Annotated in this window: 28 protein-coding genes; 16 read left to right on the forward strand and 12 right to left on the reverse strand. The window is 69.7% G+C overall.

All coding sequences use genetic code 11. The annotated features are described in order from the left end of the window. Positions 1–20: 20 nt before the first annotated feature. Entirely contained in the window at positions 21–476 is a 456-nt protein-coding gene (locus AC3A6G_RS03020; RefSeq protein ID WP_487858216.1) for a MarR family winged helix-turn-helix transcriptional regulator, read from the reverse strand. A gap of 75 nt (positions 477–551) precedes the next feature. Here AC3A6G_RS03020 and AC3A6G_RS03025 point away from each other — a divergent pair, with 75 nt between their 5' ends. From AC3A6G_RS03025 to gloA, 7 genes are all read left to right on the forward strand, one after another. Beyond that, on the forward strand, positions 552–1,100 hold the full coding sequence (locus AC3A6G_RS03025) for a PaaI family thioesterase (protein WP_487873010.1): 549 nt from the start codon (positions 552–554) through the stop codon (positions 1,098–1,100). Between the two features lie 14 nt (positions 1,101–1,114). Continuing rightward, positions 1,115–1,810 (forward strand): nitroreductase, encoded by a 696-nt coding sequence (locus tag AC3A6G_RS03030; RefSeq protein ID WP_487864142.1) that lies wholly within the window; start codon positions 1,115–1,117, stop codon positions 1,808–1,810. Between the two features lie 120 nt (positions 1,811–1,930). Further along, a complete protein-coding gene (locus tag AC3A6G_RS03035; protein ID WP_487864043.1) occupies positions 1,931–2,992 on the forward strand; it encodes a Fe(3+) ABC transporter substrate-binding protein in 1,062 nt (353 codons plus the stop codon). A 130-nt stretch (positions 2,993–3,122) separates the two neighbouring features. Continuing rightward, a complete protein-coding gene (locus tag AC3A6G_RS03040; protein WP_487864143.1) occupies positions 3,123–4,787 on the forward strand; it encodes an ABC transporter permease in 1,665 nt (554 codons plus the stop codon). Continuing rightward, positions 4,784–5,473: an ABC transporter ATP-binding protein gene (locus tag AC3A6G_RS03045; protein ID WP_487858221.1), complete on the forward strand. Its 690-nt coding sequence runs from the start codon at positions 4,784–4,786 to the stop codon at positions 5,471–5,473. The genes AC3A6G_RS03040 and AC3A6G_RS03045 overlap by 4 nt, the downstream gene beginning before the upstream one ends. 102 nt (positions 5,474–5,575) lie before the next feature. Then, positions 5,576–6,268, forward strand: coding sequence for a glutathione S-transferase family protein (locus tag AC3A6G_RS03050; RefSeq protein ID WP_487873011.1), 693 nt, complete (start codon positions 5,576–5,578; stop codon positions 6,266–6,268). Between the two features lie 40 nt (positions 6,269–6,308). Next, positions 6,309–6,722 (forward strand): lactoylglutathione lyase, encoded by a 414-nt coding sequence (gene gloA, locus AC3A6G_RS03055; RefSeq protein ID WP_487858223.1) that lies wholly within the window; start codon positions 6,309–6,311, stop codon positions 6,720–6,722. A 27-nt stretch (positions 6,723–6,749) separates the two neighbouring features. Here gloA and AC3A6G_RS03060 read toward each other — a convergent pair whose 3' ends face one another. The 4 genes from AC3A6G_RS03060 to AC3A6G_RS03075 form a co-directional block, all read right to left on the reverse strand. After that, complete coding sequence (locus AC3A6G_RS03060) at positions 6,750–7,481, reverse strand: haloacid dehalogenase type II (RefSeq protein ID WP_487873012.1); 732 nt, start codon at positions 7,479–7,481, stop codon at positions 6,750–6,752. Position 7,482: 1 nt separating this feature from the next. After that, a complete protein-coding gene (gene eda, locus AC3A6G_RS03065; RefSeq protein WP_487858626.1) occupies positions 7,483–8,118 on the reverse strand; it encodes a bifunctional 4-hydroxy-2-oxoglutarate aldolase/2-dehydro-3-deoxy-phosphogluconate aldolase in 636 nt (211 codons plus the stop codon). Next, positions 8,115–9,941, reverse strand: coding sequence for a phosphogluconate dehydratase (gene edd, locus AC3A6G_RS03070; protein ID WP_487873013.1), 1,827 nt, complete (start codon positions 9,939–9,941; stop codon positions 8,115–8,117). Before edd ends, eda begins: the two co-directional genes overlap by 4 nt. 225 nt (positions 9,942–10,166) lie before the next feature. Further along, positions 10,167–10,718: an OmpA family protein gene (locus AC3A6G_RS03075; protein WP_487873014.1), complete on the reverse strand. Its 552-nt coding sequence runs from the start codon at positions 10,716–10,718 to the stop codon at positions 10,167–10,169. A gap of 132 nt (positions 10,719–10,850) precedes the next feature. Between AC3A6G_RS03075 and AC3A6G_RS03080 the strand changes: the two genes are divergently transcribed. Both AC3A6G_RS03080 and AC3A6G_RS03085 read left to right on the forward strand, forming a co-directional pair. Then, positions 10,851–11,600, forward strand: coding sequence for a gamma-glutamylcyclotransferase (locus AC3A6G_RS03080; protein WP_487873015.1), 750 nt, complete (start codon positions 10,851–10,853; stop codon positions 11,598–11,600). After that, positions 11,597–12,139: a superoxide dismutase family protein gene (locus AC3A6G_RS03085; RefSeq protein WP_487858228.1), complete on the forward strand. Its 543-nt coding sequence runs from the start codon at positions 11,597–11,599 to the stop codon at positions 12,137–12,139. The genes AC3A6G_RS03080 and AC3A6G_RS03085 overlap by 4 nt, the downstream gene beginning before the upstream one ends. 27 nt (positions 12,140–12,166) lie before the next feature. On the opposite strand, the gene AC3A6G_RS03090 is transcribed toward AC3A6G_RS03085, so the two are convergent. After that, entirely contained in the window at positions 12,167–12,730 is a 564-nt protein-coding gene (locus AC3A6G_RS03090; RefSeq protein WP_487858229.1) for a nucleotidyltransferase family protein, read from the reverse strand. Between the two features lie 35 nt (positions 12,731–12,765). On the opposite strand from AC3A6G_RS03090, the gene pdxH reads away from it, so the two are divergent. Next, a complete protein-coding gene (gene pdxH, locus AC3A6G_RS03095; protein ID WP_487858230.1) occupies positions 12,766–13,419 on the forward strand; it encodes a pyridoxamine 5'-phosphate oxidase in 654 nt (217 codons plus the stop codon). Between the two features lie 6 nt (positions 13,420–13,425). On the opposite strand, the gene AC3A6G_RS03100 is transcribed toward pdxH, so the two are convergent. Then, entirely contained in the window at positions 13,426–14,640 is a 1,215-nt protein-coding gene (locus AC3A6G_RS03100; protein ID WP_487858231.1) for an OmpA family protein, read from the reverse strand. Between the two features lie 18 nt (positions 14,641–14,658). Between AC3A6G_RS03100 and AC3A6G_RS03105 the strand changes: the two genes are divergently transcribed. Further along, positions 14,659–14,988: a hypothetical protein gene (locus AC3A6G_RS03105; RefSeq protein WP_487873016.1), complete on the forward strand. Its 330-nt coding sequence runs from the start codon at positions 14,659–14,661 to the stop codon at positions 14,986–14,988. Between the two features lie 115 nt (positions 14,989–15,103). Here the strand turns inward: AC3A6G_RS03105 and AC3A6G_RS03110 are convergent, their stop codons facing one another. The 3 genes from AC3A6G_RS03110 to AC3A6G_RS03120 form a co-directional block, all read right to left on the reverse strand. After that, complete coding sequence (locus AC3A6G_RS03110) at positions 15,104–16,063, reverse strand: AEC family transporter (protein WP_487873017.1); 960 nt, start codon at positions 16,061–16,063, stop codon at positions 15,104–15,106. Between the two features lie 25 nt (positions 16,064–16,088). Continuing rightward, the gene (locus AC3A6G_RS03115; RefSeq protein ID WP_487873018.1) at positions 16,089–18,185 is read right to left on the reverse strand and encodes a TonB-dependent receptor; all 2,097 of its coding nucleotides are present in this window, start codon (positions 18,183–18,185) and stop codon (positions 16,089–16,091) included. 76 nt (positions 18,186–18,261) lie between these two features. After that, positions 18,262–18,636 (reverse strand): hypothetical protein, encoded by a 375-nt coding sequence (locus AC3A6G_RS03120; RefSeq protein ID WP_487858235.1) that lies wholly within the window; start codon positions 18,634–18,636, stop codon positions 18,262–18,264. Positions 18,637–18,786: 150 nt separating this feature from the next. Between AC3A6G_RS03120 and AC3A6G_RS03125 the strand changes: the two genes are divergently transcribed. The 4 genes from AC3A6G_RS03125 to AC3A6G_RS03140 are packed head-to-tail and all read left to right on the forward strand — an operon-like array spanning position 18,787 to position 22,117. Further along, positions 18,787–19,470 (forward strand): TetR/AcrR family transcriptional regulator, encoded by a 684-nt coding sequence (locus tag AC3A6G_RS03125; protein ID WP_487858236.1) that lies wholly within the window; start codon positions 18,787–18,789, stop codon positions 19,468–19,470. A gap of 41 nt (positions 19,471–19,511) precedes the next feature. Beyond that, on the forward strand, positions 19,512–20,189 hold the full coding sequence (locus AC3A6G_RS03130; protein WP_487858237.1) for a protein-L-isoaspartate O-methyltransferase family protein: 678 nt from the start codon (positions 19,512–19,514) through the stop codon (positions 20,187–20,189). Between the two features lie 16 nt (positions 20,190–20,205). Then, complete coding sequence (locus AC3A6G_RS03135; protein WP_487873019.1) at positions 20,206–20,547, forward strand: rhodanese-like domain-containing protein; 342 nt, start codon at positions 20,206–20,208, stop codon at positions 20,545–20,547. A gap of 25 nt (positions 20,548–20,572) precedes the next feature. After that, a complete protein-coding gene (locus tag AC3A6G_RS03140; RefSeq protein ID WP_487858239.1) occupies positions 20,573–22,117 on the forward strand; it encodes a TolC family outer membrane protein in 1,545 nt (514 codons plus the stop codon). Between the two features lie 18 nt (positions 22,118–22,135). On the opposite strand, the gene AC3A6G_RS03145 is transcribed toward AC3A6G_RS03140, so the two are convergent. Both AC3A6G_RS03145 and AC3A6G_RS03150 read right to left on the reverse strand, forming a co-directional pair. Then, positions 22,136–23,518: a 3-deoxy-D-manno-octulosonic acid transferase gene (locus tag AC3A6G_RS03145; RefSeq protein WP_487864053.1), complete on the reverse strand. Its 1,383-nt coding sequence runs from the start codon at positions 23,516–23,518 to the stop codon at positions 22,136–22,138. A 12-nt stretch (positions 23,519–23,530) separates the two neighbouring features. Then, positions 23,531–24,913: a phosphomannomutase/phosphoglucomutase gene (locus AC3A6G_RS03150; RefSeq protein WP_487873020.1), complete on the reverse strand. Its 1,383-nt coding sequence runs from the start codon at positions 24,911–24,913 to the stop codon at positions 23,531–23,533. A 110-nt stretch (positions 24,914–25,023) separates the two neighbouring features. On the opposite strand from AC3A6G_RS03150, the gene AC3A6G_RS03155 reads away from it, so the two are divergent. Next, on the forward strand, positions 25,024–26,619 hold the full coding sequence (locus AC3A6G_RS03155) for a DNA-3-methyladenine glycosylase 2 family protein (RefSeq protein WP_487873021.1): 1,596 nt from the start codon (positions 25,024–25,026) through the stop codon (positions 26,617–26,619). The last annotated feature ends 4 nt before the right edge of the window (positions 26,620–26,623 follow it).

Below are 26,623 nucleotides of genomic sequence, written 5' to 3' on the forward strand. Positions count from 1 at the left end.
CGGGCGCGTGTGCCGTGGCTTCAGTCCGGCAGGTCCGGCGCGCCATCGGCGCCCAGCAGGTCGAGCGACTCGTCGATCAGCTGGTGCAGCGCCAGCACGCGCTCCAGGCCGAGCAGGGCATTCAGGTTCTGCTGCGCGGTCTTCCAGTGCTGCTGCGCCTCGCGCCACTTGGTGTCGCCTTCGGGCGTGAGCACCAGCAGACGGCTGCGTGCATCGGCGCCCGCACCCTGCTCCACCCAGCCTGCGGCGATCAGCGGCTGCAGGTTGCGGCTCAGCGTCGAAGCCGTCATCTTGAGCTCGGCCGCAAAGTCGACCGGCCGCACCGGGCCCAGCCGCCGCAGGTTCGACAGCAGCGAGTATTGCGTCGTCTTGAGGCCGCTCTTCGAAACCTCGGCGTCGTAGTACTGCGAAAGGCGGCGCGTGAGCTGCCGCACCTTGAAGCTGGTGCAGCCGCGAGGCTTGGTTGGGGTGTCCATGGAGCGCGATTGTAGGTACAACCGTTGCATATGCAAGCCACCATGCGCGACAATGACCACAGGAGAGACTCAGGAATGACAACCACATCCCAACTCGATGCATGGATCGCCGAAGAGCGGCAGGTCGCCGAACGGATCGAGAACGGCCCCGGCCCGGGCCTGGCCCGCCCCGAGCAGATCGCCGGCAAGACCGGGCTCGAGACGATGCAGGCGATGCTGAACGGCGAGATCCCGTTTGCCGCCATCGCGAAGACGCTCGACTTCATGCTGCTGTCGGTGGGCCCCGGCCTTGCGGTGTTCCAGGGCACACCGCTCGCGCAGCACCTGAACCCGCTCGGCACCATCCATGGCGGCTGGGCCGCCACGCTGCTCGACTCTGCGCTGGGCTGCTCGGTCCACACCATGATGCCGCCCGGGCGCGGCTACACCACCGCCGAACTCAGCGTGAACTACGTCAAGGGCCTCACGCCCAAGGTGCAACGCGTGCGCGCCGAGGGCAAGGTGATCCACTGCGGCCGGCAGCTCGCCACCGCCGAGGCACGGCTCGTCGGGCCCGACGGCACGTTGTATGCGCACGCCACCACGACCTGCCTGGTATTCGAAGCGCCGCCGGCCAAACCATGAGCCCGGACTCCGCCATGCCGTCCAGCCCCGGGCCGGCGCCCTCGCCCGCCGCCGTGCTGCAGGCGCTGCTCGCCGAGCGCTACAGCTGCCGCGGGTACCTGCCGCAGCCGGTGCCGCGCGACACCATCGACGCGATCCTTCAAGCGGCGCAGCGCACCGCGTCCTGGTGCAATTCGCAACCGTGGCAGGTGATCGTGACCAGCGCCGCGGCCACCGAGCGCTTGCGCCAGGCCTTCGATACACCCGAAGCCGCGGCCGAGGTCGGTTACGACATCGCGCCGCCTGCGGAATACCGCGGCGTGTACCAGGCGCGCCGCCGCGAGTGCGGCTTCCAGCTCTATGAGAGCGTCGGCGTCGCGCGCGGCGACCGCGAAGCCTCGCAGCGTCAGGCGCAGCAGAACTTCAAGTTCTTCGGCGCGCCCCACCTGGCGCTCGTCACCACCGAGGCCGCGCTCGGCATCTACGGCGTGCTCGATTGCGGCGCCTACGTGCACAACTTCATGCTGGCCGCGCGCAGCCTGGGCGTCGCGAGCATCGCCCAGGCCGCCGTCGCCTCGCGCGCCCGCTTCCTGCGCCGCTGGTTCGACATTCCCGACGACCGCCAGGTGGTGTGCGGCATCGCGTTCGGCTTCGAGGATCCGTCACATCCGGCCAATGGCTTCCGAACTTCGCGCGCCGCGCCGGCCGAGGCCTGTCGCTGGGTCGAGTAGCCCACTGCCATTTAAGTCCAAGGCAGTCGATTCCCGTCGTACGCAGTGATAATGATTCGCATCGTCAGCGATTTGTGGCGATGGTTTCCAAAACACACACCCGCACAGGAGGATTCCTTCATGACCGACCGCTTCGGCATTCAAGGCCGCGCCGCACGCGCACTGATCGGCGTGAGCGCCGCCTGGCTGGCAGTTGCCGCGCTGCCCGCCCATGCCGCCAACGACGAGCTCACGCTCTACACGACGCGCGAGCCCGGTTTGATCCAGCCGCTGATCTCGGCCTTCAGCGCCCAGAGCAAGATCAAGGTGAACACGGTCTTCGTGAAGGACGGCCTGCTCGAACGCGTCAAGGCCGAGGGCGCGCGCTCGCCGGCCGACGTGCTGATGACGGTGGACATCGGCAACCTCATCGACCTGGTCGACGGCGGTGTGACGCAGCCCGTGAAGTCGACCGCGCTCGAATCGGCTGTGCCGGCCAACCTGCGCGGCGCCGACGGCCAATGGTTCGCGCTCTCGCTGCGCGCGCGCGTGCTCTACGCCGACAAGACCCAGCCGATCACCAGCTTCCGCTATGAAGACCTGGCGAACCCCAAGTACAAGGGCAAGGTCTGCATCCGCGCCGGCCAGCACCCCTACAACACGGCGCTGATCGCGGCCATGATCGCGCACGACGGCGAAGCCAAGACCGAGCAGTGGCTGCGCGGCGTGAAGGCCAACCTCGCGCGCAAGGCCACGGGCGGCGACCGCGACGTGGCGCGCGACATCCTCGGCGGCATCTGCGACGTCGGCCTGGCCAACTCGTACTACGTCGGCCAGATGAAGAGCGCCAAGGAAGGCACCGACGCGCGCAAGTGGGGCGATGCCATCAAGGTGGTGCGCCCGACCTTCGCCAGCGCCAAGAGCGGCGGCACGCACGTCAACATCAGCGGCGCGGCCGTGGCGAAGAACGCGCCCCAGCGCGAGAACGCGGTCAAGCTGCTCGAGTTCCTGGTGTCCGAACCGGCGCAGGCGCTCTACGCGCAGGCCAACTACGAATACCCGGTGCGCAAGGGCGTGGCGCTCGATCCCATCATCGGGCAGACCATCGGCGAGCTGAAGGTCGATCCGCTGCCGCTGACGGAGATCGCCAAGCACCGCAAGCAGGCCAGCGCGCTGGTCGACAAGGTCGGTTTCGATAAGTAGTGACCCACCCCCGAAGCGGCTCACTTCGTGTAGCCGCCTCCCCCTCAAGGGGGCAACACCAGCGGCCCGGCAAAGCCGGTTCCGCGGTGTTCCGCGAAGGAGCGGAATACCTGTGAAGGCTGTGCGTCTCATGGGGTCCAGCGGGCTGCAGGCCGCGGGCCCGGCCTGGCGCCTGGCTTCGCTGGCCATCGCGCTCGGGGTGCTTGCACCGGTGGCGGGGCTTGCCTGGCTCGCGCTGGGCGGCGGGCTGGCGCATTGGGGGCCGCTGTTCGCGCACGTCCTGCCCAGCGCAGCACTGAACACGGCCGTGCTGCTGGCGGGCGTCGGCACGCTGGTGCTGGTCATCGGCACCGGCTGCGCCTGGCTGGTCACGGCCTGCGACTTCCCGGGCCGGCGCGTCCTGCATTGGGCACTGCTGCTGCCGCTCGCGATGCCGACCTACATCGTCGCCTTCGCCTACCTCGACCTGCTGCACCCCATCGGGCCGGTGCAGGGCGCGATCCGCTGGATGCTGGGCTTCGAGAGCCCAAGGCAATTTCGCCTGCCCGACCTGCGCTCGATGCCAGGGGCGATCTTCGTACTCGGCTTCGTGCTGTACCCCTACGTCTACATGACCGCGCGCGCCATGTTCATGACGCAGCCCGCGCACCTGCTGGAGGCCGCGCGCACGCTGGGCGAAAGCCGGCGCGGCGCGTTCTTCCGCGTGGCGCTGCCGCTCGCACGGCCCGCGCTCGCCGTGGGCTTGAGCCTGGCGCTGCTCGAGACGCTCAACGACATCGGCGCTTCGGAATTCCTCGGCGTCAACACGCTCACGGTGGCGGTCTACACCACCTGGATCACGCGTTCCGACCTCGCGGGCGCGGCGCAGATCGCCTGCGCCATGCTGCTCGTGGTGGTGGCGCTGGTCTGGCTCGAACGCAACGGCCGGCGCCACCAGCGCTTCGGCTCGGCGCAGCGCATGCGCGCCATCCAGCCGCGGCGGCTGCACGGCAGCGCCGCGTGGTTGGCCACGGCCACGGCTGCGCTGCCGGTGCTGATCGGCTTCGTGGCGCCCGCGCTCTACCTGGTCTGGGAAAGCGCCAAGCGGCTGCACCAGGGCAGCGGCATCTCGCAGGGCCTGCTGGCCAGCCTCGGCAACACGATCACGCTGGCCGCTGGCGTCACGGTGGTGGCGGTGGCGGCCGGACTCGTCGTGGCATGGGCCACGCGCAGCCAGGGCACGCGCCCCAACCGTGCGCGCTGGCAGGCCCGCGCGGCCACGCTGGGCTATGCGCTGCCGGGCACGGTGCTCGCGATCGGACTGCTCACGCCCGCCCTCGCCTTCGACGCCGCGCTGGCCGGTCTGCTCGGCCTGCCGGGCCTGCCGCTGATGGCCGCGGGCGTGGTGCTGGTGGTGGCCTGCGCGATACGCTTTCTGGCCATGCCGGTCGGCGGCATCGAGGCCGGTCTCGCGCGCATCCCGCCCGCGATCGAACAGGCGTCGCGCCTTCTCGGCGAAACCACGGGCGGCACGCTGCGCCGCGTGCACCTGCCGCTGCTGCAGCCGGCCATCGCCACGGGCGCACTGCTGGTGTTCGTCGATGCGATGAAGGAACTGCCCGCCACGCTGCTGCTGCGGCCGGCCAACTTCGACACGCTCGCCACCTGGCTCTATGCCGAGGCCGCGCGCGGCACCTACGAAGAAGGAGCGATCGCCGCGCTGGCCATCGTGGTGGCCGGCCTGCTGCCCGTGGTGCTGCTCGCCCGCCATCAACTCGGCACGCCTTCGGCGCTGCCGCCCCCGGATTCCCCATGAGCGTTCCCCTTTCCATCGAAGCGATCCAGCTCGCGTACGAAACGCCGAAAAGCGGCCTGCACACCGTGGTGAGCGACTTCTCGCTGGACCTGCCGGCCGGCGGCATCGCCTGCCTGTTCGGTCCGTCGGGCTGCGGCAAGACCACGGTGCTGCGCGCGATCGCGGGCTTCGAGCCCGTACGCGCGGGCAGCATCCGGCTCGGCGAGGTGCTGCTCTCGTCGCCCCAGGTGCACCTGCCGCCCGAAGAGCGGCACGTGGGCATGATGTTCCAGGAGTACGCGCTGTTTCCGCACCTTTCGGCCGGCCGCAACGTGGCCTTCGGCCTGCGCCGGCTGGCGCGCGCGCAGCAGCAGGCGCGCGTGTCGGAGATGCTGGCGCTCGTGGGCCTGGCCGATGCGGACGAGCGCTTTCCGCACGAACTCTCGGGCGGCCAGCAGCAGCGCATCGCGCTCGCGCGCGCCCTGGCGCCTTCGCCCGCGCTGCTGCTGCTCGACGAGCCCTTCTCCAACCTCGACGGTGGCACGCGCGAGCGCCTGACGCAGGAGGTGCGCGGCATCCTCAAGCGCGCCGGCCAGACCGCCATCCTCGTCACGCACAACGAAGCCGAAGCCCACGCGATGGCCGACCGCATCGGCGTGATGCATGGCGGGCGCATCACGCACTGGCTCGACACGGCCGCGCCTTAGCACAAGCCGCCCAAAAGGCGGATGGGCTTTTCGGGAAAAGGTTTTCGCAAGCCGCAAGAATCGCGGCCGACCGACCACAACCCCGAGCGAGAACGCAAAGCCATGCCACAGTCCCTCACCCTCGTCAGCCACCTGCTGTGCCCCTACGTGCAGCGTGCCGCCATCGCGCTGCTCGAGAAGAACGAGCCCTTCGAACGCATCGTCATCGATCTTGCGAACAAGCCGCAGTGGTTCCTGGACATCTCGCCGCTCGGCAAGGTGCCGCTGCTGAAAGTCGAGCGCAGCGACGGTAGCGGCGAAGCCGTTCTGTTCGAGAGCAACGTGATTTGCGAATACCTCGAAGAGACGCAGCCGGGCCCGCGCCTGCATCCGCAGGACCCACTCGCACGCGCCGAACACCGCGCATGGATGGAGTTCGGCTCGGCGATCCTCGCCGACCTGTGGGGCTACGAGACCACGCGCGACGCCGAGGTGTTCGCGCAGAAGCGGCAAGCGCTCGCGGCCAAGTTCGCGCGCGTCGAGGCCGCGCTCGGCGCGGGCCCCTACTTCGCAGGCCAGGACTTCAGCCTGGTCGATGCGGTGTTCGCACCGGTCTTCCGCTACTTCGAGGTGTTCGACGCCATCAGTGACTCGCACCTGTTCGATGCGCTGCCCAAGGTCGTTGCCTGGCGCCATGCGCTGGCCGCGCGGCCCAGCGTGCGCCATGCAGTGGTGCCCGAATACCCGGCGCACCTGCGCGAATTCCTGCGCAAGCACGAGGCGCACTTGCTCACCCTGGCCGAAGGCCGAGAATAGACGCCTTCCCCCACAACGACACAGAGAGAGAACCCACGAGATGCGACTTCTCCACACCATGCTGCGCGTCGGCAACCTGCAGCGATCTATCGACTTCTATACCAAGGTCCTCGGCATGAACCTGCTGCGCACCTCGGAGAACCCCGAGTACAAGTACAGCCTGGCCTTCGTGGGCTACGGCAACGGCAACCCCGAGCAGGCCGAGATCGAACTCACCTACAACTGGGGCACCGAGCGCTACGAGCTCGGCACCGCCTACGGCCACATCGCGCTCGGCGTGCCCGATGCGTATGCGGCCTGCGAGAAGATCAAGACGGCCGGCGGCAACGTGACGCGCGAAGCCGGTCCGGTGAAGGGCGGCACCACGGTGATCGCCTTCGTGACCGACCCGGACGGCTACAAGATCGAGCTGATCCAGCGCGCGGAAAGCGCCGAGGGCGGCGGACTGCGCTGAACCGAAGGCGCAACAACGCCCTGGCCGTCAGCAGCCCAGCAGCTCGGCCAGTTCGACGATGTCCCGCGCGTGCAGGCTGTTCTCGGGATTCGGCGACACGTCCTTGGGCTGCGCGCGGCCGTATTCGAAAGGCCGCTCGATGTAGGCGGTCTTGAGGCCGCAGACGCGCGCTGCGGCAAGGTCGTCGTGGTGCGCGGCCGCAAGCATCACTTGCCCGGGCGTGGCATCGAACACGCCCGCCACGCCGAGGTAGGTGCGCGGGTCGGGCTTGTAGGCCTTGAAAACCTCGGCCGAGAGCACGCAGTCCCACGGCAGCCCGGCGCGCTTGGCCATCTCGGTCAACAGGCCGAGGTTGCCGTTGGACAGCGTGCAGATCGTGAACTTCTTCTTGAGCCGCGTGAGCCCCTCGACCGCATCGGGCCAGGCGGGCAACCGGTGCCAGGCGCGGCTCAGTTGGCGCTTGGCGGCGGCATCGAGCCGCTCGGTCGCGCCGAAGTCGCGCAGCACCTGCTCGAGCATGCTCAGGTGCAGTTCGTCGAGCAGCGTGAAGCCGCCCTCGCCCGCCGCGATGCGCTCCATCACCGACTTCATCGCCGGCTGGTAGCCGGCGCGCCAGGCGAGCGCAAAGCTGGCGCCATCCACGCCCGGCAACGCCTGCTCGACCTCGGCGGCAATGCCGCTGTGCCAGTCGACCACGGTGCCAAACACGTCGAACGCGATGACCCGAAGGTCACTCGCGTCGAAATCGTCGGCTTGCATATCAGCGCGCGAGCTGGCTCGCGGCGCGTGCCAGTTGCTCGATGCGTGCCCAGTCGCCGTCGCGGATCGCATCGGTCGGCACGATCCACGAACCACCCACGCACGCCACGTTCGACAGCGCGAGGAACTCGGCCGCGTTGCCGGCATGGATGCCGCCCGTCGGACAGAAGCTCACCTCGCCGAACGGTCCCTGCCAGGCCTTCAGCATCGGCAGCCCGCCGGCCTGAAGCGCCGGAAAGAACTTGAGCGCGGTGTAGCCGTCTTCCTGCGCGGTCATGATCTCGCTGCCCGTGGCGACGCCCGGCAGCAGCGGCAGGCCGAGATCGTGGCAGGCCTTGCCCACGGCGCGCGTGTAGCCCGGGCTCACGCCGAACTTCGCACCCGCGAGCGCCGAGGCCTGCGCGTCGGCTGCGCTGCGGATGGTGCCGGCGCCGGCCACGGCCTCGGGCACCTCCTTCGCGATGGCCTCGATGCATTCGAGCGCCTGCGGCGTGCGCAGCGTGACCTCGAGCATGCGGATGCCGCCGGCCACCAGGGCGCGCGCGAGCGGAATCGCATGCTTCACGTCGTGCAGCACGATGACCGGGATGACTGGTGCATCGCGCATGACGTCGAGCGCGGTGAGTGTGTTCTTCATAGCCATGAGCAGGCTCCTTCTTCTGCGGTGAGTGCGTTGCGCCGCATGCCGGCGAACAGTTCGCGGCCGAGGCCGTGGCCATCGGCGATGCGTTGGGCCTCGGGCATTGTCGCGGTCTCGCGCTCGGCCCATTCGTCGTCGGGCACCAGCACCGCGAGCGTACCCGCCACCGCATCGAGCCGGATGACGTCGCCGTCGCGCACCTTGGCGAGCGGCCCGCCGGCGGCGGCCTCGGGCGAGACATGGATCGCGGCGGGCACCTTGCCCGAGGCGCCGCTCATGCGGCCGTCTGTGACCAGCGCCACGCGGAAGCCCTTGCCCTGCAGCACCGACAACGGCGGCGTGAGCTTGTGCAGTTCGGGCATGCCGTTGGCGCGCGGCCCCTGCCAGCGCACCACGCAGACGACATCGCGGTCGAGCTCGCCCGCGGTGAAGGCCTGCTGCAGCGCGGCCTGCGAATCGAAGACGCGCGCGGGGGCTTCGATCACATGGCGGTCGTCGGGCACCGACGACACCTTGATCACGCAGCGCCCGAGGTTGCCGTTGAGCAGCTTCAGGCCGCCGGTGGCGCTGAAGGGCTCGCGCACCGGCCGTGCAATGGCTTCGTCCTTCGAGGGCGCCGCCACATGCCAGGCCAGCCGGCCGTCGCCCGCCAGCGCTGGGATGCTCGCGAATTCGCGGAGGCCGCCGGCGCGCACGGTCAGCACGTCGGCATGCATGAGGCCCGCGTCGAGCAGTTCGCCGATGACGAAGCCGGGACCGCCCGCGGCCTGGAAGCCGTTCACGTCGGCGCTGCCGTTGGGATAGACGCGCGTGAGCAGCGGCACGATGTCGGAGAGCCGCGAGAAGTCGTCCCAGTCGATCACGATGCCGGCCGAACGCGCCACGGCCACCCAGTGGATCAGGTGGTTGGTGGAACCGCCCGTGGCGAGCAGCGCCACCATGGCGTTGACGATGCAGCGCTCGTCGACGAGTTCGCCGATCGGCGGACACTGCCATGGCTTGTCGCCCGCCTTGCCGAGCACCGTGCGCACGGCCTCGCGCGTGAGCGCTTCGCGCATCGTGTCGCCGGGCTGGATTAACGCGGTGCCGGGCACGTGCAGGCCCATGGCCTCGAGCAGCATCTGGTTGCTGTTGGCGGTGCCGTAGAAGGTGCAGGTGCCCACGGTGTGATAGGCCGCCATCTCGGCGTCGAGCAGGCCCTGCCGTCCGACGAGGCCCTGGGCCGCCTGCTCGCGCACCTTCGACTTCTCGCCGTTCGACAGGCCCGAGGGCATCGGCCCGGCGGGCACGAACACGGTGGGCAGGTGGCCGAAGTGCAGCGCGCCGATCAGGAGGCCGGGCACGATCTTGTCGCACACGCCGAGCATCAGCGCGCCGTCGAACATGTCGTGCGTGAGCGCGACCGCGGTGCCCATGGCGATGACGTCGCGGCTGAACAGGCTCAGTTCCATGCCGGGCGTGCCCTGCGTGACGCCGTCGCACATCGCCGGCACGCCGCCGGCCACCTGGGCGGTGGCGCCGAGGCTGCGCGCCTCGTGCTTGATGATGTCGGGGTAGCCCTGGTACGGCGCATGGGCCGAGAGCATGTCGTTGTAGGCGGTAACGACGCCGATGTTGGGTGCGCGCTCGGCCACCACGCGGAATTTGTCGTTGGCGGGAATGCCGGCCACGGCATGCGCGACGTTGGCGCAGCCCATGCGGTCGGCCCCGCGGTCGCGGTTGCGGATCTCGGCGAGGCGCTGGAGGTACGCGCTGCGCGTCCCCCGGCTGCGTTCGCGAATGCGATCGGTGACGTCAAGGACGGTGGGATGTGTGCTCATGGGGATGTTTTCGGTCGCGCCGCCGGCATGCCGCCACTGTCGCGTGGGCGACCTGCGAACTGGCATTCAATAGTACCAAGATGACACGGCCGAGACCGAAAGCCGTCACCCCGGCGGTGCCGATCGTCGCGCTCCAGCCCAGTGCACCCGCGGAACTGGCTTTGCCAGGCCGCCGGGTGCGCCCCCCAGTGGGGGGAGGCGCCGCAGGCGCTTCGGGGGGCGTCCTTAGTCCACCAGCTTGACTTCGACCCGGCGCGCTTCCGCGTCGTTGCCCGAGCCGGCCGTGACCGCCGGCCGCTGCAGGTCGATCTTGGCGGGCGGCACGCCCAGCCCCACGAGCACCTCGCGCACCATGTCGGCGCGCTGCTTGGCCAGCCGCTCGTTGAGCGCCGGATCGCCGGTCGTGTCGTGGAAGCCCGAGACCACCGCCTTGCGGCCGCTCTCCACGCCATGGATCACCGTGGCCAGGGCCTCGGCCGCACCGGGTGCGAGGTCGGCGCTGCCGGTGGCGAAATAGAAGTTCACGACGCCTTCGCCGACGCGGACGCTCGCGCCGTCGGGGACCACCACCGTGACGGTCTCGGTCACCTCGTTCACCGTGGTCGTGGTGGTCTCCGGCGGCTCAGCATCGCCCACCAACTCCACCGTGGGCCCTGCGGGCGCCGCGCGCTGGCCCTGCTGCCAGAACGCGATGCCCACCACGAACAGGAGCACCAGCGCGATCAGGGCGACCAGAAATCCGAGTACGAAATTCTGCTGCGAGTCTTGGTCGCTCATGGGGGGACGATCTCCGTGTGAGAGGGGGGAAAGAGGCCGATGAATAATGGTGTCGTGAACCATGATCGTGAAATTGTAGGCGCCACCCCCCCGAATCCCGTGTCGGACCCGGGCCCGCCCGGACCGGATCCAATGCCCCATCCGCTGCGCGATCCCGCGCCCCTGCTCGCGCAGGCCATCGCCGAGTGGGGCGGCCGCGACGACCTGTGGCTCTTCGGCTATGGCTCGTTGATCTGGCGCCCCGAGTTCGACTTCGTGGAGCGGCGCCCGGCCTGGGTGCACGGCTGGCACCGCGCGCTCAAGATGTGGAGCCGGGTCAACCGTGGCAGCGTGCAGGTGCCGGGCCTGGTCTTCGGGCTGCTCTCGGGCGGAAGCTGCCGCGGCATGGTGTTCCGCGTGCCTTCGTCGCAAGCCCTCGACACGCTGCGCAGGCTCTGGCTGCGCGAGATGCCCACGGGCGTGTACGACCCGCGATGGCTGCGGTGCAACACCCCCGAAGGCCCGGTGCGGGCGCTGGCGTTCACGCTCTCGCGGCGAAGCCCCAACTTCACCGGCGAACTCAGCGAAGACCGCTACCGCCACATCTTCACCCATGCGGTGGGCCGCTACGGCAGCTCGCTCGACTATGCGCGCCAGACGCTGATGGAGCTGACACGCCATTCGATCCACGATGCGGCGCTGGCGCGGCTGGTTGCGCTGGCGCAGGCCCAGGAGGCCCAGGAGGCCCAGGCGCAGTCCGAGGCATCGGCCGATTGCGGGACGACGCCGCCTCCGGTATATGTTCCGGGGTCTCCGGACAAAAAGAACGAAGCTTCGCCCGGCGAATCTTCATTTCCTCCTTCTTCTGCACCCTCCTCCGGACCGTCCAAGGAACAACCATGAACCATCGTCTTTTCGTCGCCACCGGTACCGCACTCGTCGCCAGCGCCCTGCTTTCGGCCTGCGGCACCATGATGGGCGGCAAGCCGAGCGCCGCCGCCGAACTGATGCCCACCGCGGCGATCTCGCCCAACCCCACGCGCGGCACGGTGACCTTCACCGCGCTCGACCATGGCGTGCGCGTGGCCGGCGAAGTGCGCGGCCTGGCGCCGGGCAGCGAGCATGGCTTCCACATCCACGAAAAGGGCGACTGCGGCGACAACGGCAACGCCTCGGGCGGCCACTTCAACCCCGCAGGTGGCACGCACGGCAAGTTCGCCGCGGCGGGCAGCCATGCCGGCGAAATGCCGAGCCTCGTGGCCGATGCCAAGGGCGTGGCGCGCTTCAGCGTCGACAACCATGCGATCTCGCTGACCGAGGGCGCACCGAACAACGTGGTGGGCCGTGCGCTCGTGGTGCACCGCGATCGCGACGACTTCACGAGCCAGCCGGCGGGCAACTCGGGCCCCCGCACCGCCTGCGCGGTGATCACGCGGCGCTGAGCGCCCCGGCACCGCTTCCGGGCGGGGTTATGTCCTTTGGCGCCAGAGCGCCTCGGCGCGCGCCAGGGCTTCGGGTGTGTCGATGTCGGTCACGATGCCGGCATCGTCCACCTCGAGCTCGGCGACCGCGTCGACGGCGCGCATGGCCTTGAGCACCGATGCGGCACCCGACGGCCCCTGCAGCGCCGCGAGCTGCGCCCGACAGCCGGCACCGAAGCCCACCGGATGGCCGCGCTCGCCGCGGTAGTGCGGCTGCACCGCACGTACCGGGTCCGCGAGCGCGCCCGCCACTTTGCGCAGCGTCTCGGGCAGCACCAGCGGCAGGTCGCCCGGCAGGATGAGCCAGCCCGCCGCATCGGGCGTGGCCCGCACCGCGGCGGCGATCGAATCGCCCATGCCCGGGTGCCCCGCATCCTCGAGGTGCCAGGGCAGTCCGCTCGCGCGCACCGCATCGATCGTGCGCTGGAGCATCGGCCTGCCCGCGAGCGGCGCCTGGAGCTTGGAGCCCGTGCCGCCGGCCGCGATGAATCGCTCGCCGCGGCCCGAGGCCAGCACGATCACCGTCGGGGATGCTGCATTCGCCGTTGCCATGCGCCGAGTATCTCCGCATGCGCAACAATCCCGCCATGACCGCCCCACTCACCAACGAAAGCCTGGCCGCGCTGCGCAAGAGCTACGAGCGCGCCGAACTCGGCGAGACCCACAGCGACGGCGATCCGTCGAAGCAGTTCGAACGCTGGCTCGGCGAAGCCATCGATGCCCAGCTCCCGGAACCCAACGCCATGACGCTGTGCACCGTAGGCGGCGACCTGCGGCCATCGAGCCGCATCGTGCTCATCAAGGGTTTCGACGCGCGCGGCATCGTCTGGTACACCAACTACGAAAGCCGCAAGGGCCGCGAGCTCGCGGGCAACCCGTATGCGGCGCTGCAGTTCCACTGGGTCGAGCTGGAGCGCGTGGTGCGCATCGAGGGCCGGGTGGAGAAGGCAAGCGCCGAGGAAAGCGACGCCTACTTCGCGAGCCGGCCACTCGACTCGCGCATCGGTGCATGGGCCAGCCCGCAGAGCGAGGTCATCAGCGGTCGCGACGTGCTCGTGAAGAACGCCGCCGCGGCCGCCGCACGGCACCTGCTGTCGCCGCCGCGTCCGCCGCACTGGGGCGGCTACCGGCTCGTGCCCGACCGCTGGGAATTCTGGCAAGGCCGCAAGAGCCGCCTGCACGACCGGCTGCGCTACCGGCTGGAGGACGGTGCCTGGCTGCGCGAGCGACTCGCCCCGTAAGGTGGGTCAAGCCTCACATGAGGCAACCTTGAACTCCACGCGGCGGTCGAGCGCATCGCTCGCATCGTCGGCGCCGGTGCCCACGATGTTCTCGCGGAAGCCCATGCCCGACTCGCGCAGCTTTCTCGCGAGCGGCGGCGCCTCGCCCACGAGCCGGTTCCTCACGTAGACCGCACGCTGCAGCGACAGCCGCTCGTTCACCGCCTCGGAGCCGGTGCGGCTGGTGTGGCCGGCGACCACCACGCAGGTGTCGATCTGCGCCGCCTGGCGCGCGATCTGCCGCAGCCACATCGGATAGGCCGAACTGATCTTCGGATCGGCCATGAAGTCGGTCGAGCCGGGCTTGAACAGAAACTTCACGCTCAGGTTGTTGGTCTCGAGCCCGAGCCGGGCCAGGGTGCCGAAGGTCTTCTCCGCATCGGCCGTGCGGCCGAGCTGGGCCTGCGTGAGATAGAGCCCGCTGTAGACGCGCAGCTGCTGCCCATCGGCACGACGCGATGCGGCCTCGTAGCGGCTCAGGGCTTCGCTCATGCGGCCGGCCTCGTAGGCGGCGGTGGCTTCCTGCAACACCGTCGAGGTCGGCAGCCGCTCGAGGTAGAGCGCATCGGCCGGCTGGCCAGGCTGCGTCTCGGCGGTGCGGATGTAGCCCTCCACGCCGCGGTCCTTCGGGTTCACGGGGCTGTCGCGGAAGAAGGCCGTGGGCCGCGTGTCGAGGCTCGCATCGCTGATGCGCGCCACCGACTGCGCGATCACTACGCCGCTCTTGATCTCGGTCAGCGCAAGGTTGAGCCGGTAGCGGCTGTCCGCGGCCTCCTTGTCGCGCACCAGCGTGCCGTTCAGCACGTATTGCGCACGCTCGATCTCGGCATTGTTGAACGGACTGACGGTGAACTGCTTGAACTGCGACTGCATGCGCTGCACGATGCGCTGCTCGGCCACGCGCGTGACCTCGGTCTGCTGGCCGCTCGCACCATCGAGCAGCGGGTCGATCACGATGCGGCGCTGCGTGACCGACGACTCGACCTTGGCCAGGAAGGCCGGCAGCTTCTGCGTCTGGACGATCAGGTCGTCCACCGCCTGGTTCACGGCCTGGTCGAACGGCATGGCGCCGGTCGGTGCCGGCCGGTGCGCGCAGGCAGCGCCCAGCAGCACGGCAGCGGCAGCGAGCGCCCAGGCGCGCAGCGCCGAGCCGATCGTCGGTTGGGTCTTCATCATCAGCATTGGCTCCTCAAGATCTTCATGTCCTCGTCCGACAGCGGCTCGCCCACGGCCGCGCGCATGTTGATGTCGGTACAGCGCTTCGGGGGCGGCGCCTTCCTGGCGACCTCCAGCGAAGCCGGCGGCTGTTGCTTCGACTCAGCCGCGGGTTGCGGCCTCGGCCTAGCTGCCGGCCTGGGCGCGGGCGGCGCTTCGACCGAACTGACAGGCGGCGCCTTGATGGCGAGGCACGGCGTCCGGCACGGCTTGGTATCGGCCGCCGGGGCCGCCGCCGAGGGCACGGCACCGCACAGCGCCGTCACCATCGCGATCGGCGCCATGGCGAGAAACCGCGAAGACCGCGCCTGGTGAATCATCTGCGAGCGACTGTAAAGCGGCCGGCGCGCTGCGCCATCTCGCCAAATGGCCACCCTGCCGAACGGCATAGGCACCCATCACGTGCGCAAGAACGGCGGCTAGAAATGCCTCAGGGCAGCCAGTGCACCAGCGTCATCACGAGCGTGAGCGTGGCCAGGGCCAGCACGGTCGACATCGCCACACTCGCCGTAACGAGGTCTTCGGAAGTGCGATAGCGCTGCGAGAAAAGGAACACGTTGGCGCCAATCGGCAGCGCCGCCGCCACCACCATCACCGTGAGCGGAATGCCGCGCACGCCGAGCAACAGGCCGATGCCGGCCACCAGCAGCGGATGCAGCAGGTTCTTCACCAGCGCCTGCACCATCGCACCGCGCCAGTGCCGGCCGATGGGCGTGAGCGCCACGGTGATGCCGACCATCACGAGCGCCACCGGACCGAAGGCCTGGCCGAGCAACTGGATCGGCTTGTCGATGGCCTCGGGCATGACCAGGCCGGTCTGCGCGAACAGCAGGCCCGCGATGATCGGGATCGGCACCGGATGGACGATGGCGTTGCGCAAAGCGCGCAGCACCGTGCGGGCCATCGCACGCTGCGGCTGCGCACCGCCGCCCGCGCCCGCCGCCTGCTCGCGTGCCACGGCGAGTTCGAGCACCACGGTCGCGCTCGTCAAGAGCACCAGCGAATGCAGCGAGATCAGCGTGAGCAGCACCACCATCCCCGGGCCGCCGTAGGCCAGGCCGACGAGCGGGATGCCGATCATCACGGTGTTGCTGTAGGTATTGGCCAGTGCGACGACCGCGGCCGAGCGGTTGAAGCCGCGCAGCGCGAGCGTGGCCGCGAACAGCAGGCCCGAGGCGATGAAGTACGCGGCCACCGGCTTGAGGCTCAGTTCTTCCACGCGCACCGTGCTCATCGCACGGAACAGCAGTGCCGGCGCGAGCAGCAGGAAGATCAGGTTGGACAGGTCCTTGACGGCCGCGCCGCCGATCCAGCGGCGCTTGCCGGCAAGGTAGCCGGCACCGATCAGCAGCACGACCGGCAGCAGCGAAGAAATGACGAAGGAATTCACCGGCCGAGGATAGCCGAGCCCCCCGTCAGAACATCGCGCGCAACCCGACCTTGAGCGAACGACCCGGCAGTGGCGCGTTCGGGTAGACGGTGGTGGTCAGAATCGACGTCGGGCTGTAGGCCAGCTTGTTGCCGATGTTGTCGATGCGCGCATACCAGGTGAGGTTCACGCGCTGCACCTTCATGCGGTAGGCGATCGATGCGTTCCACAGCGTGAAGGCATCCGTCTCGCGCGCACCCACGCCCGGCACGCGGCGCTGCGCCGCGTTGTAGTCGAAGCCGAAGCGCGCGCTCCACGGGCCGTTGCCGTAGGCCAGCGTGGCTCCCAGGCGCAACGGCGCGATGCGTGGCAGCGGCTCGCCGGTGTCGAGGTTGCGCGCACGCACGATGTCGCCGCGCCATTCGAGGTCGAGCGTGCCGGCATCGGCCATGCGCGCAAAACCGTCGGTGCCCAGCAGGCGCAGGTTGCCGCTCGCCTCGATGCCGGTGAAGCGCGCGCGCACGCCGCTGTAGCGGTATTCGGCCAGCGTGTCGGTCGCCTCCGGATCGGTCACCACCTCGCCTTCCTCGTCGAGCGTGCGGCCCGAGGCGGTCAGGCCGATGTAGTTGCGAAAGCGCGTGACGTACGCATTGACGCGCGCGGTGTTGGCGCCCGACTTCCATTGCGCGCCGACGTCGAAACCCGTCGAGCGCTCCTTGTCGAGCGCCGGGTTGCCGACCTCCCAAGCCACCGTGGCCACGTGGGGGCCGTTGGCCAGCATCTCGTAGTCCTTCGGGGCCCGCTCGGTGTAGGCGAGGTTCGAGGTCAGTTGCCATTGCGGAGTCAGGTTCACCAGCGCACCAATGGCGGCGCTGTGCGGGTTGAAGCTGCGCTCGCCGATCGCGAAGCGCGTGACGGAGGGATCGTCGGGGTAGCCGAACGACGCGACGCGAACCCGCTCGCTGCGCGCGCCGAAGCTCAGGCGCCCCCACGAAGTGCCGAGTTCCTCGTGCAGGAACAGCGCATCCGAGCGCGTGCGGCTGTGCGGCGCAAAGGCTTCTGCGCCGTCCGCGGCGAAGCGGCTGCGTTCGCTGCTGAACCCGACCAGGCCCTCGAGGTTGCCGATCTTCTGGTGGCGCGCCTCGATGCGCAGGTCGTTGCCGACATTCGAGAACGTGGTGCCGGCCTCGCGGCCTTCGAACTCGGTGTGGCGGTAGTCGGTGTGGCTGAACTTGGCGCGCACGCTGCTGATGAAGCCGCCCGGGCGCCATTCGCCTTCGAGCGCATAGCGGTCGGACTTCATGCCGATGGTCACCTCGTCCTCGGCCACGGTGCCGTAGTTGCTGCGGTAGGTGCTGGCCGAGGCGCCGATCCAGCCCTGGTCGAAGAACAGCGTGCCGCCCAGCGCGCCGCCGTGCGCTTCGTTGGCCGAATTGCAGATCTTGCGCGCGAGCCCCGGGCGTCCGGGCTTGGCGCATTCGAGATCGATCGGCACCGAGACGTCCTTCGAATCGCGGTTGAATGCATCGACGTGCAGCGCGAAGCGGCCGTTGCCGCCCTCGAGCAGCACGCCGCCGTTCTTCTCCTTGTTGCCGCTCGAATAGCCCAGGTCGGCGCGGCCGCCGAACCCGGCGATCGGCTCGGACGGGATGCGGTTGTCGATCACGTTGACCACGCCGCCGACCGCGCTGCCGCCGTACTGCAGCGCCGACGGCCCGCGCAGCACCTCGATGCGCTCGGTGACCAGCGCGTCGACCGGCACCGCATGGTCGTAGCTCAGCGCCGAGGCATCGAGCGCGCCGCCGCCGTTCTGCAGGATGCGGATGCGGTCTCCATCGAGCCCGCGGATGATCGGGCGACTCGCGTTCGGGCCGAAGTAGCTGCTGCTCACGCCGGGCAGCGTGTCGAGCGTCTGGCCAAGCGTCGACTCGGAGCGCATCAGCAGCCGATCGCCCGAGAGCGTGGCGGTGGGCGCGATCAGGTCGGTGGCGCCGAGCGGATTGCCGGTGACGGCGATCTCGGGCAGGCTGGAGGCCGCGGTGGCATCGGCGGTCGAAGAGGCGGCGGTCTGGGCCACGGCGGCCAGTGACGCGAGCGAAAGGACGGCAGCGCCGATGGCGTTGCGACGGAAATTGGGAATCATGATGAACACTCGTTGAACCAGGGGGCGACCGGCCGCCGACCGCAGTGCGGGGGCAGCCGTCGAACACGGAGGGGATTCAGCGAGCGGAAGGCGGGCCGCGTGCGTCGAACAGCGCGACCCAGCGCGCGAGTGCCTCGCCCTGCAGCCAGGCGAATGTGGCCGAGGGCAGCAGCACGGGCAGCATCAGCATCGGCACGCCGGGCACACCCGCGCCGTCCGACAACTGGTCGTAGAGCCGGCAATCGGCGTCCGAATGGTCCCCGAACAGCTTGGCAAGCCCATCGGATGCGTGCGCGCGGTCGTGGTGGTGATGACCGTGATGGTCGAACTCCGCGTGCGCAGTGGCCGTTGCCACCGCGGCCTGTGCCAGCCCCGGCATGTGCAACGAGCGGTGCACCAGCCCGAGCGAACCCGCGAACCACAGCGCCACCACCAGCAGCACGGCGAGCATGCGCGCCGGCAAGGCCGGACGCCGAGGTGCAGGGCGAGCGAAGTACAAGGGAGGGAACCGGCAGGTGGAAAAAATCGGAACCCGATATTGTCGCGGGTTGACGGACCGGACGCGGGTCACTACATTACTAACCCGCGAGTCATTAAAATCATGCCCAGTCCCCGCTCCCTTGCCGACAAGATCTGCCCGGTCCGCGCCAAGCGCGAGCGCCGCAAGGAGGCGCGTCCGGGCGAACTGCTCGCGGCGGCGCTCGACCTGTTCGTCGAGAAGGGTTTCGCGGCCACCCGCGCCGAGGAAGTCGCGGCACGCGCGGGGGTCTCCAAGGGCACCCTGTTCCTCTACTTCCCGAGCAAGGAAGAGCTCTTCAAGGCGGTGGTGGTCGAGAACCTCAGCGGCCGTTTTTCCGAATGGAACCTGGAGTTCGAGGCCTTCGAGGGCACGACCGCCGAAATGCTGCGTTATTGCATGCGCGTGTGGTGGGAGCGGGTCGGCATGACCAAGGCGTCGGGCCTGACCAAGCTCATGATGAGCGAAGGCGCCAATTTTCCCGAGCTGGCCGAGTTCTATCGCAACGAGGTGGTCCGCCCGGGCCACCAGCTGCTGCGGCGCATTCTTCAGCGCGGCATCGACAGCGGCGAGTTCGCACCGGTCGACGTCGACCACGCCATCTATGCGGTGGTGGCACCGATGGTGTTCCTGATGCTCTGGAAGCACTCCGCCATGGTCTGCGTCGACGGCGAAGTCGCACTCGACCCCGCAAAGTTCATCGAAACCCAGGCCGAGACCGTGCTCCACGGACTCGTGCGCCGGGCGGACCCTGGCCGGGCCACCTAAAATTGAAGGTTTGTCCTGAGCCCCACAAGGAAAAGCCTGCCATGAACCCCACCCCCGACCTCGAGCGCCTGCGCTTCAACATGATCGAACAGCAGATCCGGCCCTGGGATGTGCTGGACCTGGAGATCCTCGAGCTGCTCGCCGCAATCCAGCGCGAAGAGTACGTGCCGCCCGCGCACCGCGGACTGGCCTTCTTCGACATGGAGCTCCCGCTCGGCGACGGCAGCGTGCCGGGCCAGGTCATGCTCTCGCCCAAGGTCGAGGCCCGCATGCTGCAGGATCTGCATGTGCAGAAGCACGAGTCCGTGCTCGAGATCGGCACCGGCTCGGGCTTCATGGCCGCCCTGCTCGCGCAACGCGCGGCGCAGGTGCTCACGCTCGAGATCGACCCGGTGCTGGCCGCCCGCGCCGCCGAGACGCTGCGCCAGAACGGCGTTGCCAACGTCGAGGTGCGCAACGCCGACGGCGCAGTGCCGCTGCCGAGCGGCCCGAGCTTCGACGTGATCGTGCTCAGTGGTTCGGTCGCGCGCATTCCGCAGAACCTGCTAGGTTCGCTCAAGGTCGGCGGCCGCCTCGGCGCGATCGTGGGCGAAGAACCGATGATGCGTGCCCATTTCGTCACGCGCACCAGCGAGAGCAAGTGGGACACGGTCCAGCCCTGGGACACCGTGGCGCCGCGCCTGCTCAATTTCCCCGAGCCCTCGCGGTTCTCGTTCTGAACCGGCAGGCCATCCGATGATCGATCAAGTCCGCCCCGCCGAGCTGGCCGCCTGGTTCGCGCAGAACCCCGACGCGCCGCCGGTGCTGCTCGACGTGCGTGAGCCCTGGGAACTGCAGACCGCGAGCGTCGCGCCGCAGCAGGGCTTCACGCTCGTCGCCATTCCGATGAACGAGCTCCCCGCACGGGTCTCCGAGCTCGACCCCGGCCAGCGCATCGCCTGCCTCTGCCACCACGGCGCGCGCAGCCAGCGCGTGGCCGCGTTCCTGAGCCAGAACGGCTTTGCAGCACTCGCCAACGTGGCGGGCGGCATCGACGCCTGGTCGGCGCAGCACGACCCGTCGGTGCCACGCTACTGATCGACATTTTCTTCAAGGACGTTCAATGCCCGCCAGGCCCAGGCTCCTGCCTCTTTCCGCAGCACTCGCAACGCTCTTTGCCACGCTGCTCGCACTGCCGGCCCAGGGCCAGACACTGAACGAACTCTACGCATCCGCGCGCGGCTTCGACGCCTCGTACCAGGGCGCCCGCGCACAGTACGAAGCCAATCTCGCGCGCGCCGCGCAGGCCAGGGCCGGCATCCTTCCGGCCGTCGGGCTCACGGCCGGCGTGAACCGCAGCAACATCGACATCGACACGCTCACCGGTGCCGGCCGCGGCAACACCACGCCGCGTGACTTCAGCACGCAGAACATCGGCATCAATGCGACGCAGCCACTCTACCGCCCCGCCGCCTGGGCCACCTACGAGCAGGGCAAGCGCCAGGCCGAGATTGCAGAGGCGGTGTTCACGCAGGCCGAGCAGGACCTGATCGTGCGCGTGAGCCAGGCCTACTTCGACGTGCTCGCGAGCCAGGACAGCCTCGCGCTGGTGCGGGCGCAGAAAACCGCCGTGGCCGAACAGCTCGCATCGGCGAAGCGCAACTTCGAGGTCGGTACCTCGACCATTACCGACACGCGCGAGGCACAGGCGCGCTACGACCTCGTCATCGCGCAGGAGATCGCGGCCGAGAACGACCTGCAGGTGAAGAAGGTGGTGCTCGACCAGCTCGTCGGCCGCCCGGGCAGCGTGCCGGTGCCGCTTGCGCAGCCCGTGGCGTTGCCGACGGCCACGCCGGCCAATATCGAGGCCTGGGTGGCGCAGGCTGAAGCGGCGCATCCCGCCATCCGCCAGGCGCAGCTCGGCGTGGACGTGGCGGGGCTGGAAACCGAGAAGGCCAAGGCGGGCCACAAGCCCACGCTGGATGCGAACCTCGGCTACAACATCACGCGCAACCCCGACGGTACCAGCACCAGCACCGTGGGCACGCGCATCAATGCCGCCACGGTGGGCGTGGTGTTCAACCTGCCGCTGTTCGCGGGCTTCGCCACCGAGAACCGCGTCAAGGAAACGCTCGCGCTCGAAGACCAGTCGCGCAGCGTGCTCGAGGGCACGCGCCGCAGCGTGGCTCAGGCCACGCGCGCGGCCTATCTCGGGCTCGTGTCGGGGGCCGGACAGGTGAAGGCGCTCGAGGCGGCCGAGGCCTCGAGCCAGAGCGCGCTCGATGCCAATCGGCTGGGCTACCAGGTGGGCGTGCGCATCAACATCGATGTGCTCAATTCACAGAGCCAGCTGTTCCAGACCAAACGCGACCTGGCCCAGGCGCGCTACAACGTGCTGCTGGGGCACCTGCAGCTGCGACAGGCCAATGGCACGTTGACGGTCGGCGACCTCGACGCGATCAATGCCACGCTGGCAACGAACGGCAGCACGTCCGCGGCGCCGTCTTCACTTGGTGAACGGCCACCGACCACTGCGCCCTCGTCGCCGGTCGCGCCGCCGCGCGTTCCGGTGGTGCCGCCGGTGCCGGTGCAGCCCTTCAATCCGCCGCCGCCCGCCATGCCGACGGCACCGCCGCCGCCGGTGATCCTGAATCCGCCGGTGCGCTGATACGCCGGCACCGGCGCATCAGTCGAGCGTCGGCTCCGCGCGCTCGGACTCGCCGTCGATCGGTGCGTCGGCGCCTGCCGCCGGGTCGGCCGCCTGCGCGATGGCCAGCACCGCCGCAGCCGTGCGCTCGGCGGCGCCGCGGTTGGCCGACGAGAAACCCAGCGCCGCTTCGGCCATGGTGGCCCGGCGCTCAGGGTTCTCGACCAACTTGAGCGCGGCGGTCACCGCCTGCTCCATTCCCTCGACGCGCAGCGAGGCGCCAGCTGCAAGCGACAGCTCGGCCGCCTCGGCAAAGTTGAAAGTCGAGGGCCCCATGACCACGGGGCAGCCGCAGGCCGCCGCCTCGATCAGGTTCTGGCCGCCGAGCGGCTCGAAGCTGCCGCCGAGCAGAGCGACATCGGCCAGGCCGTAGTAGAGCGCCATCTCGCCGAGCGAGTCACCGAGCCAGATCTCCCCATCGACCGGCGCGCCCGCCGCACTGCGGCGTGCCACCGCGAAGCCCTGCGCCTCGATCAGCGCGGCGACTTCGTCGAAGCGCTGCGGATGGCGCGGCACGATCATCCATTGCACCTCGTGCACGCGCCGCGCGATGGAACGGACGGCGCCCTGCTCGGGCGGCACGGGTTCGGTGGCGCCGAAGCGCTTGAGCATCTCGAGCAATATGCGTTCCTCGCCATCGCGCGAGCTCGCGAGCATCACCATCGGCTTGGGCAGGTGCTCGCGCAGCTTGACGGCCGTGGCGAGCTGGCGCGCATCGGGCGCGGCATCGAACTTGAGGTTGCCGTAGATGCCGGCCACCTTGGCGCCCAATGAAACCAGCCGGTGCGCATCGGCCTCGGTCTGTGCCCACACGGCCGCCAGCGCCGAGTATGCAGGCCGCGCGAGCCACGAGAGGCGTTCGGCGGCGGCCAGCGATTTCTCGTTGAGGCGCGCATTGGCCAGCACCAGCGGGATGCGCCGCGCCTTGCAGGCGGCGGCCATCACGGGCCAGACCTCGGTCTCCATCAGCACGCCGATGCGCGGCTGAAAGCGGTCGAGGAAGCGCGCAACGGCACCCGGTGTGTCCCACGGCTGCCAGACCTGCGTGTCGCCGGGCTCGAGCAGCTTGGCGCCCTCTTCGCGGCCGGTAGCGGTGCCGTGCGTGAGCAGGATCGGAATGCCGGGATACTGCCGCCGCAATTCCGCAATCAGGATCGCGGCCGCGCGCGTTTCGCCCAACGATACGGCATGCACCCAGCACTGGGCCTCGCCGGTGACCGCCTCGTCATAGTAGCCGAAGCGCTCCTCCACGGCGACGGCATAGCCGGGCTCGGCCACCGCACGCCGCCGCAGCTTGCGGCGAACCAGCGGTTGCACAGCAGTGGTGAAAAGGCCGTAGAGGCGCAGCGCCAACGAACGCACGGTCTGTCCGGCCTAATGCGACGCTTCGGCGAGCGTCGCGTCGGCCTTCACGGTCCTGAGGAGCGCGAGCATCTCGTCGCGGATGCGGTCGAGCGCCGCGTCGGTCTGGCCCTCGAAGCGCAGCACCAGCACCGGCGTGGTGTTGGAGGCGCGGATCAGGCCGAAGCCGTCGGGCCAGTCGACGCGCAGGCCGTCGATCGTGGAGACCACCGCGGGCGCCGCGAAACTGGCGATGTCCACCAGCTTCTCGACCACCGCATGCGGCTCGCCTTCGGCGCACTTCACGTTGAGTTCGGGCGTCGAGAAGCTCGTGGGCAGTGCATTGAGCGCATCGCTCGCGTTCGGCGTCTTGCTGAGGATCTCGAGCAGCCGGCAGCCCGCATAGGTACCGTCGTCGAAGCCGAACCAGCGTTCCTTGAAGAAGATGTGGCCGCTCATCTCGCCGCCGAGCGGCGAATCGATTTCCTTCATCTTGGCCTTGATCAGCGAGTGGCCGGTCTTGTAGATCATCGGCTTGCCGCCGGCGGCCTCGATGGCCGGCCCGAGGCGTTGCGAGCACTTCACGTCGTAGACGATGGTGCCGCCCGGCACCCGCGACAGCACGTCTTGCGCGAAGAGCTGCATCTGGCGGTCGGGGAAGATGTTCTGGCCGTCCTTGGTAACGATGCCAAGGCGGTCGCCATCGCCGTCGAAGGCCAGGCCCAGCTCGGCGTCGCCTGTGGCCAGTGCGGCCATCAGGTCCTTGAGGTTCTCGGGCTTGCTCGGATCGGGATGGTGGTTGGGGAAGTCGCCGTCGACTTCGCTGAAGAGTTCGGTCACTTCGCAGCCGATGGCGCGGAAGATCGCGGGCGCCGACGCGCCGGCGATGCCGTTGCCCGAGTCGACCACGATCTTGAGCGGGCGTGCGAGCCGGATATCGCCCACGATGCGCGCGGTGTAGGCCTCGGTCACGTCGACCTTGCGCACGCTGCCGCCGGGCGCGAGCTTCGCGCTGCCGTCTTCGATGACCTTGCGCAGGCCCTGGATCTCGTCGCCGTAGATGGCGCGCCCTGCGAGCACCATCTTGAAGCCGTTGTAGTCCTTGGGGTTGTGGCTGCCCGTCACCTGGATGCCGCTGCGGCAGAGCGTGTGGGCCGCGAAATAGAGCATGGGCGTGGTCACTGCGCCGACGTCGATCACTTCGACGCCCGTGGCCACCAGCCCCTTGATCAGTGCTTCGCAAAGCGCCGGCCCCGAAAGGCGGCCATCGCGACCCACGGCCACGGCCGTTTCGCCGGCGGCGCGGGCGGCGCTGCCGAAGGCCCGGCCGAGCGCTTCCGCGACCTCGGCGTCGAGCGTGACCGGCACCACGCCCCGGATGTCGTAGGCCTTGAAGATCGACGCACTGAGTTGCATGAAGAGACGGTCCTGTCGGTTTGGAAGACCGGCCATTGTAGGCAAGCGCTTCCGCACCCAGATGTCCGAAAACGGCCAGTTGAAACCAGTCGAAACCATATCATCCGTTCATGCCCCACCTTCCTGCATCCGCCGACACGCTCGAGAGCGACGCCTGCTACCTCGCGATGAAGACGCACGATGCGCGCTTCGACGGCCGCTTCTTCACCGCCGTGACCTCCACCGGCATCTACTGCCGGCCGGTGTGCCGCGTGAAGCTGCCGCGGCGCGAGAACTGCCGCTTCTTCCGTCACGCGGCCCAGGCCGAGGCCGAGGGCTTCCGCCCCTGCCTGCGCTGCCGGCCCGAACTCGCGCCCCGCGCGGCGAGCTGGTCGACCGAGGACGCCTCGCGCATCCTCGCGCTGCAGGCCGCGCGGCTTATCGACGAGCCCGACGCCTGGGCAGAAGAAGGCCCCGGCGCCGCGCAGATTGCCGCTCGGCTCGGCGTGAGCGACCGCCACCTGCGCCGCATCTTCGAGGTGCAGTTCGGCGTCTCGCCGCTGCAGTACCTCCAGACGCGCCGCCTGCTGGCCGCCAAGCAGCTGATTGCCGACACCCGGCTGCCGATGACGCAGGTGGCGCTGGCGAGCGGCTTCGCGAGCGTGCGTCGCTTCAATGCCGCGTTCCTCGCGCACTACGGGCTCAACCCGAGCGCGCTGCGGCGAGCCGGCGGCGCCGAGAGCGGCGAGGGCCAGGCCATCGAGGTGCGGCTGGGCTATCGCCCGCCCTACGACGTACACGCGATGCTCGGCTTCTTCGCGCGGCGTGCGCTGCGCGGCGTCGAGGCCGCCACGACCGTCGACGGCAAGGCGCCCGCCAAGGGCGCCGACACGCCGGCGTTCGTGCGGCTCGCGCGCACCCTGCGCGTGCAGCACGGCACGCGCTCGCACGCGGGCTGGCTGCAGCTGCGCTTCGACACCGAGCGTGAGCAGATGCTGCTGTCGGTCAGCGAGTCGCTCGCCGCGGTGCTGCCGATCGTCATCAGCCGCGCGCGTGCGATGTTCGACCTCGATGCCGAGCCGATGGCGATCAACGCCACGCTGCACGGCGCTTTTCCGCACGGCGACGGCTTGCGCGTGCCCGGCGCGCTCGACGGCTTCGAACTCGCGGTGCGCGCGGTGCTCGGCCAGCAGGTCACGGTGGCCGCGGCGCGCACGCTCGGCTCGCGGCTGGTCGAGGCCTTCGGCGAACCGCTGGCAACGCCGATCGAGGGCCTCGACCGGCTGTTCCCCACGCCCGCCGCGCTGGCAGCCGCGAGCGGCGATGCGCTCGGCCAGCTCGGCATCGTGCGGCAACGCCAGGCGGCGCTGCAGGCCATCGCGCGCGAAGTGGCCGCGGGCCGGCTCGCGCTGCATGCAGGCGCCGACGTGCCGTCGACCATCGCCGCGCTGCAGGCGCTTCCCGGCATCGGCGACTGGACTGCGCAGTACATCGCGATGCGCGCGCTGCGCTGGCCCGACGCGTTCCCGGCCGGCGACATCGCGCTGCAGAAGGCGCTCGGCGTGGGTACCGCGCGCGCCGCGAGCGAGGCTTCGCAGGCATGGCGGCCCTGGCGCAGCTATGCGGTGCTGCGCGCCTGGCATGCGCCAACGCCAGCCGCGCCGCCTTCGGCCGGCGCCGCAGTTTCCTTCGACAGCCAACCCTCAACGGCAGGCCCCGCAGCCTGAAACG

Source organism: Variovorax sp. Soil_C_26, from assembly GCF_057657075.1.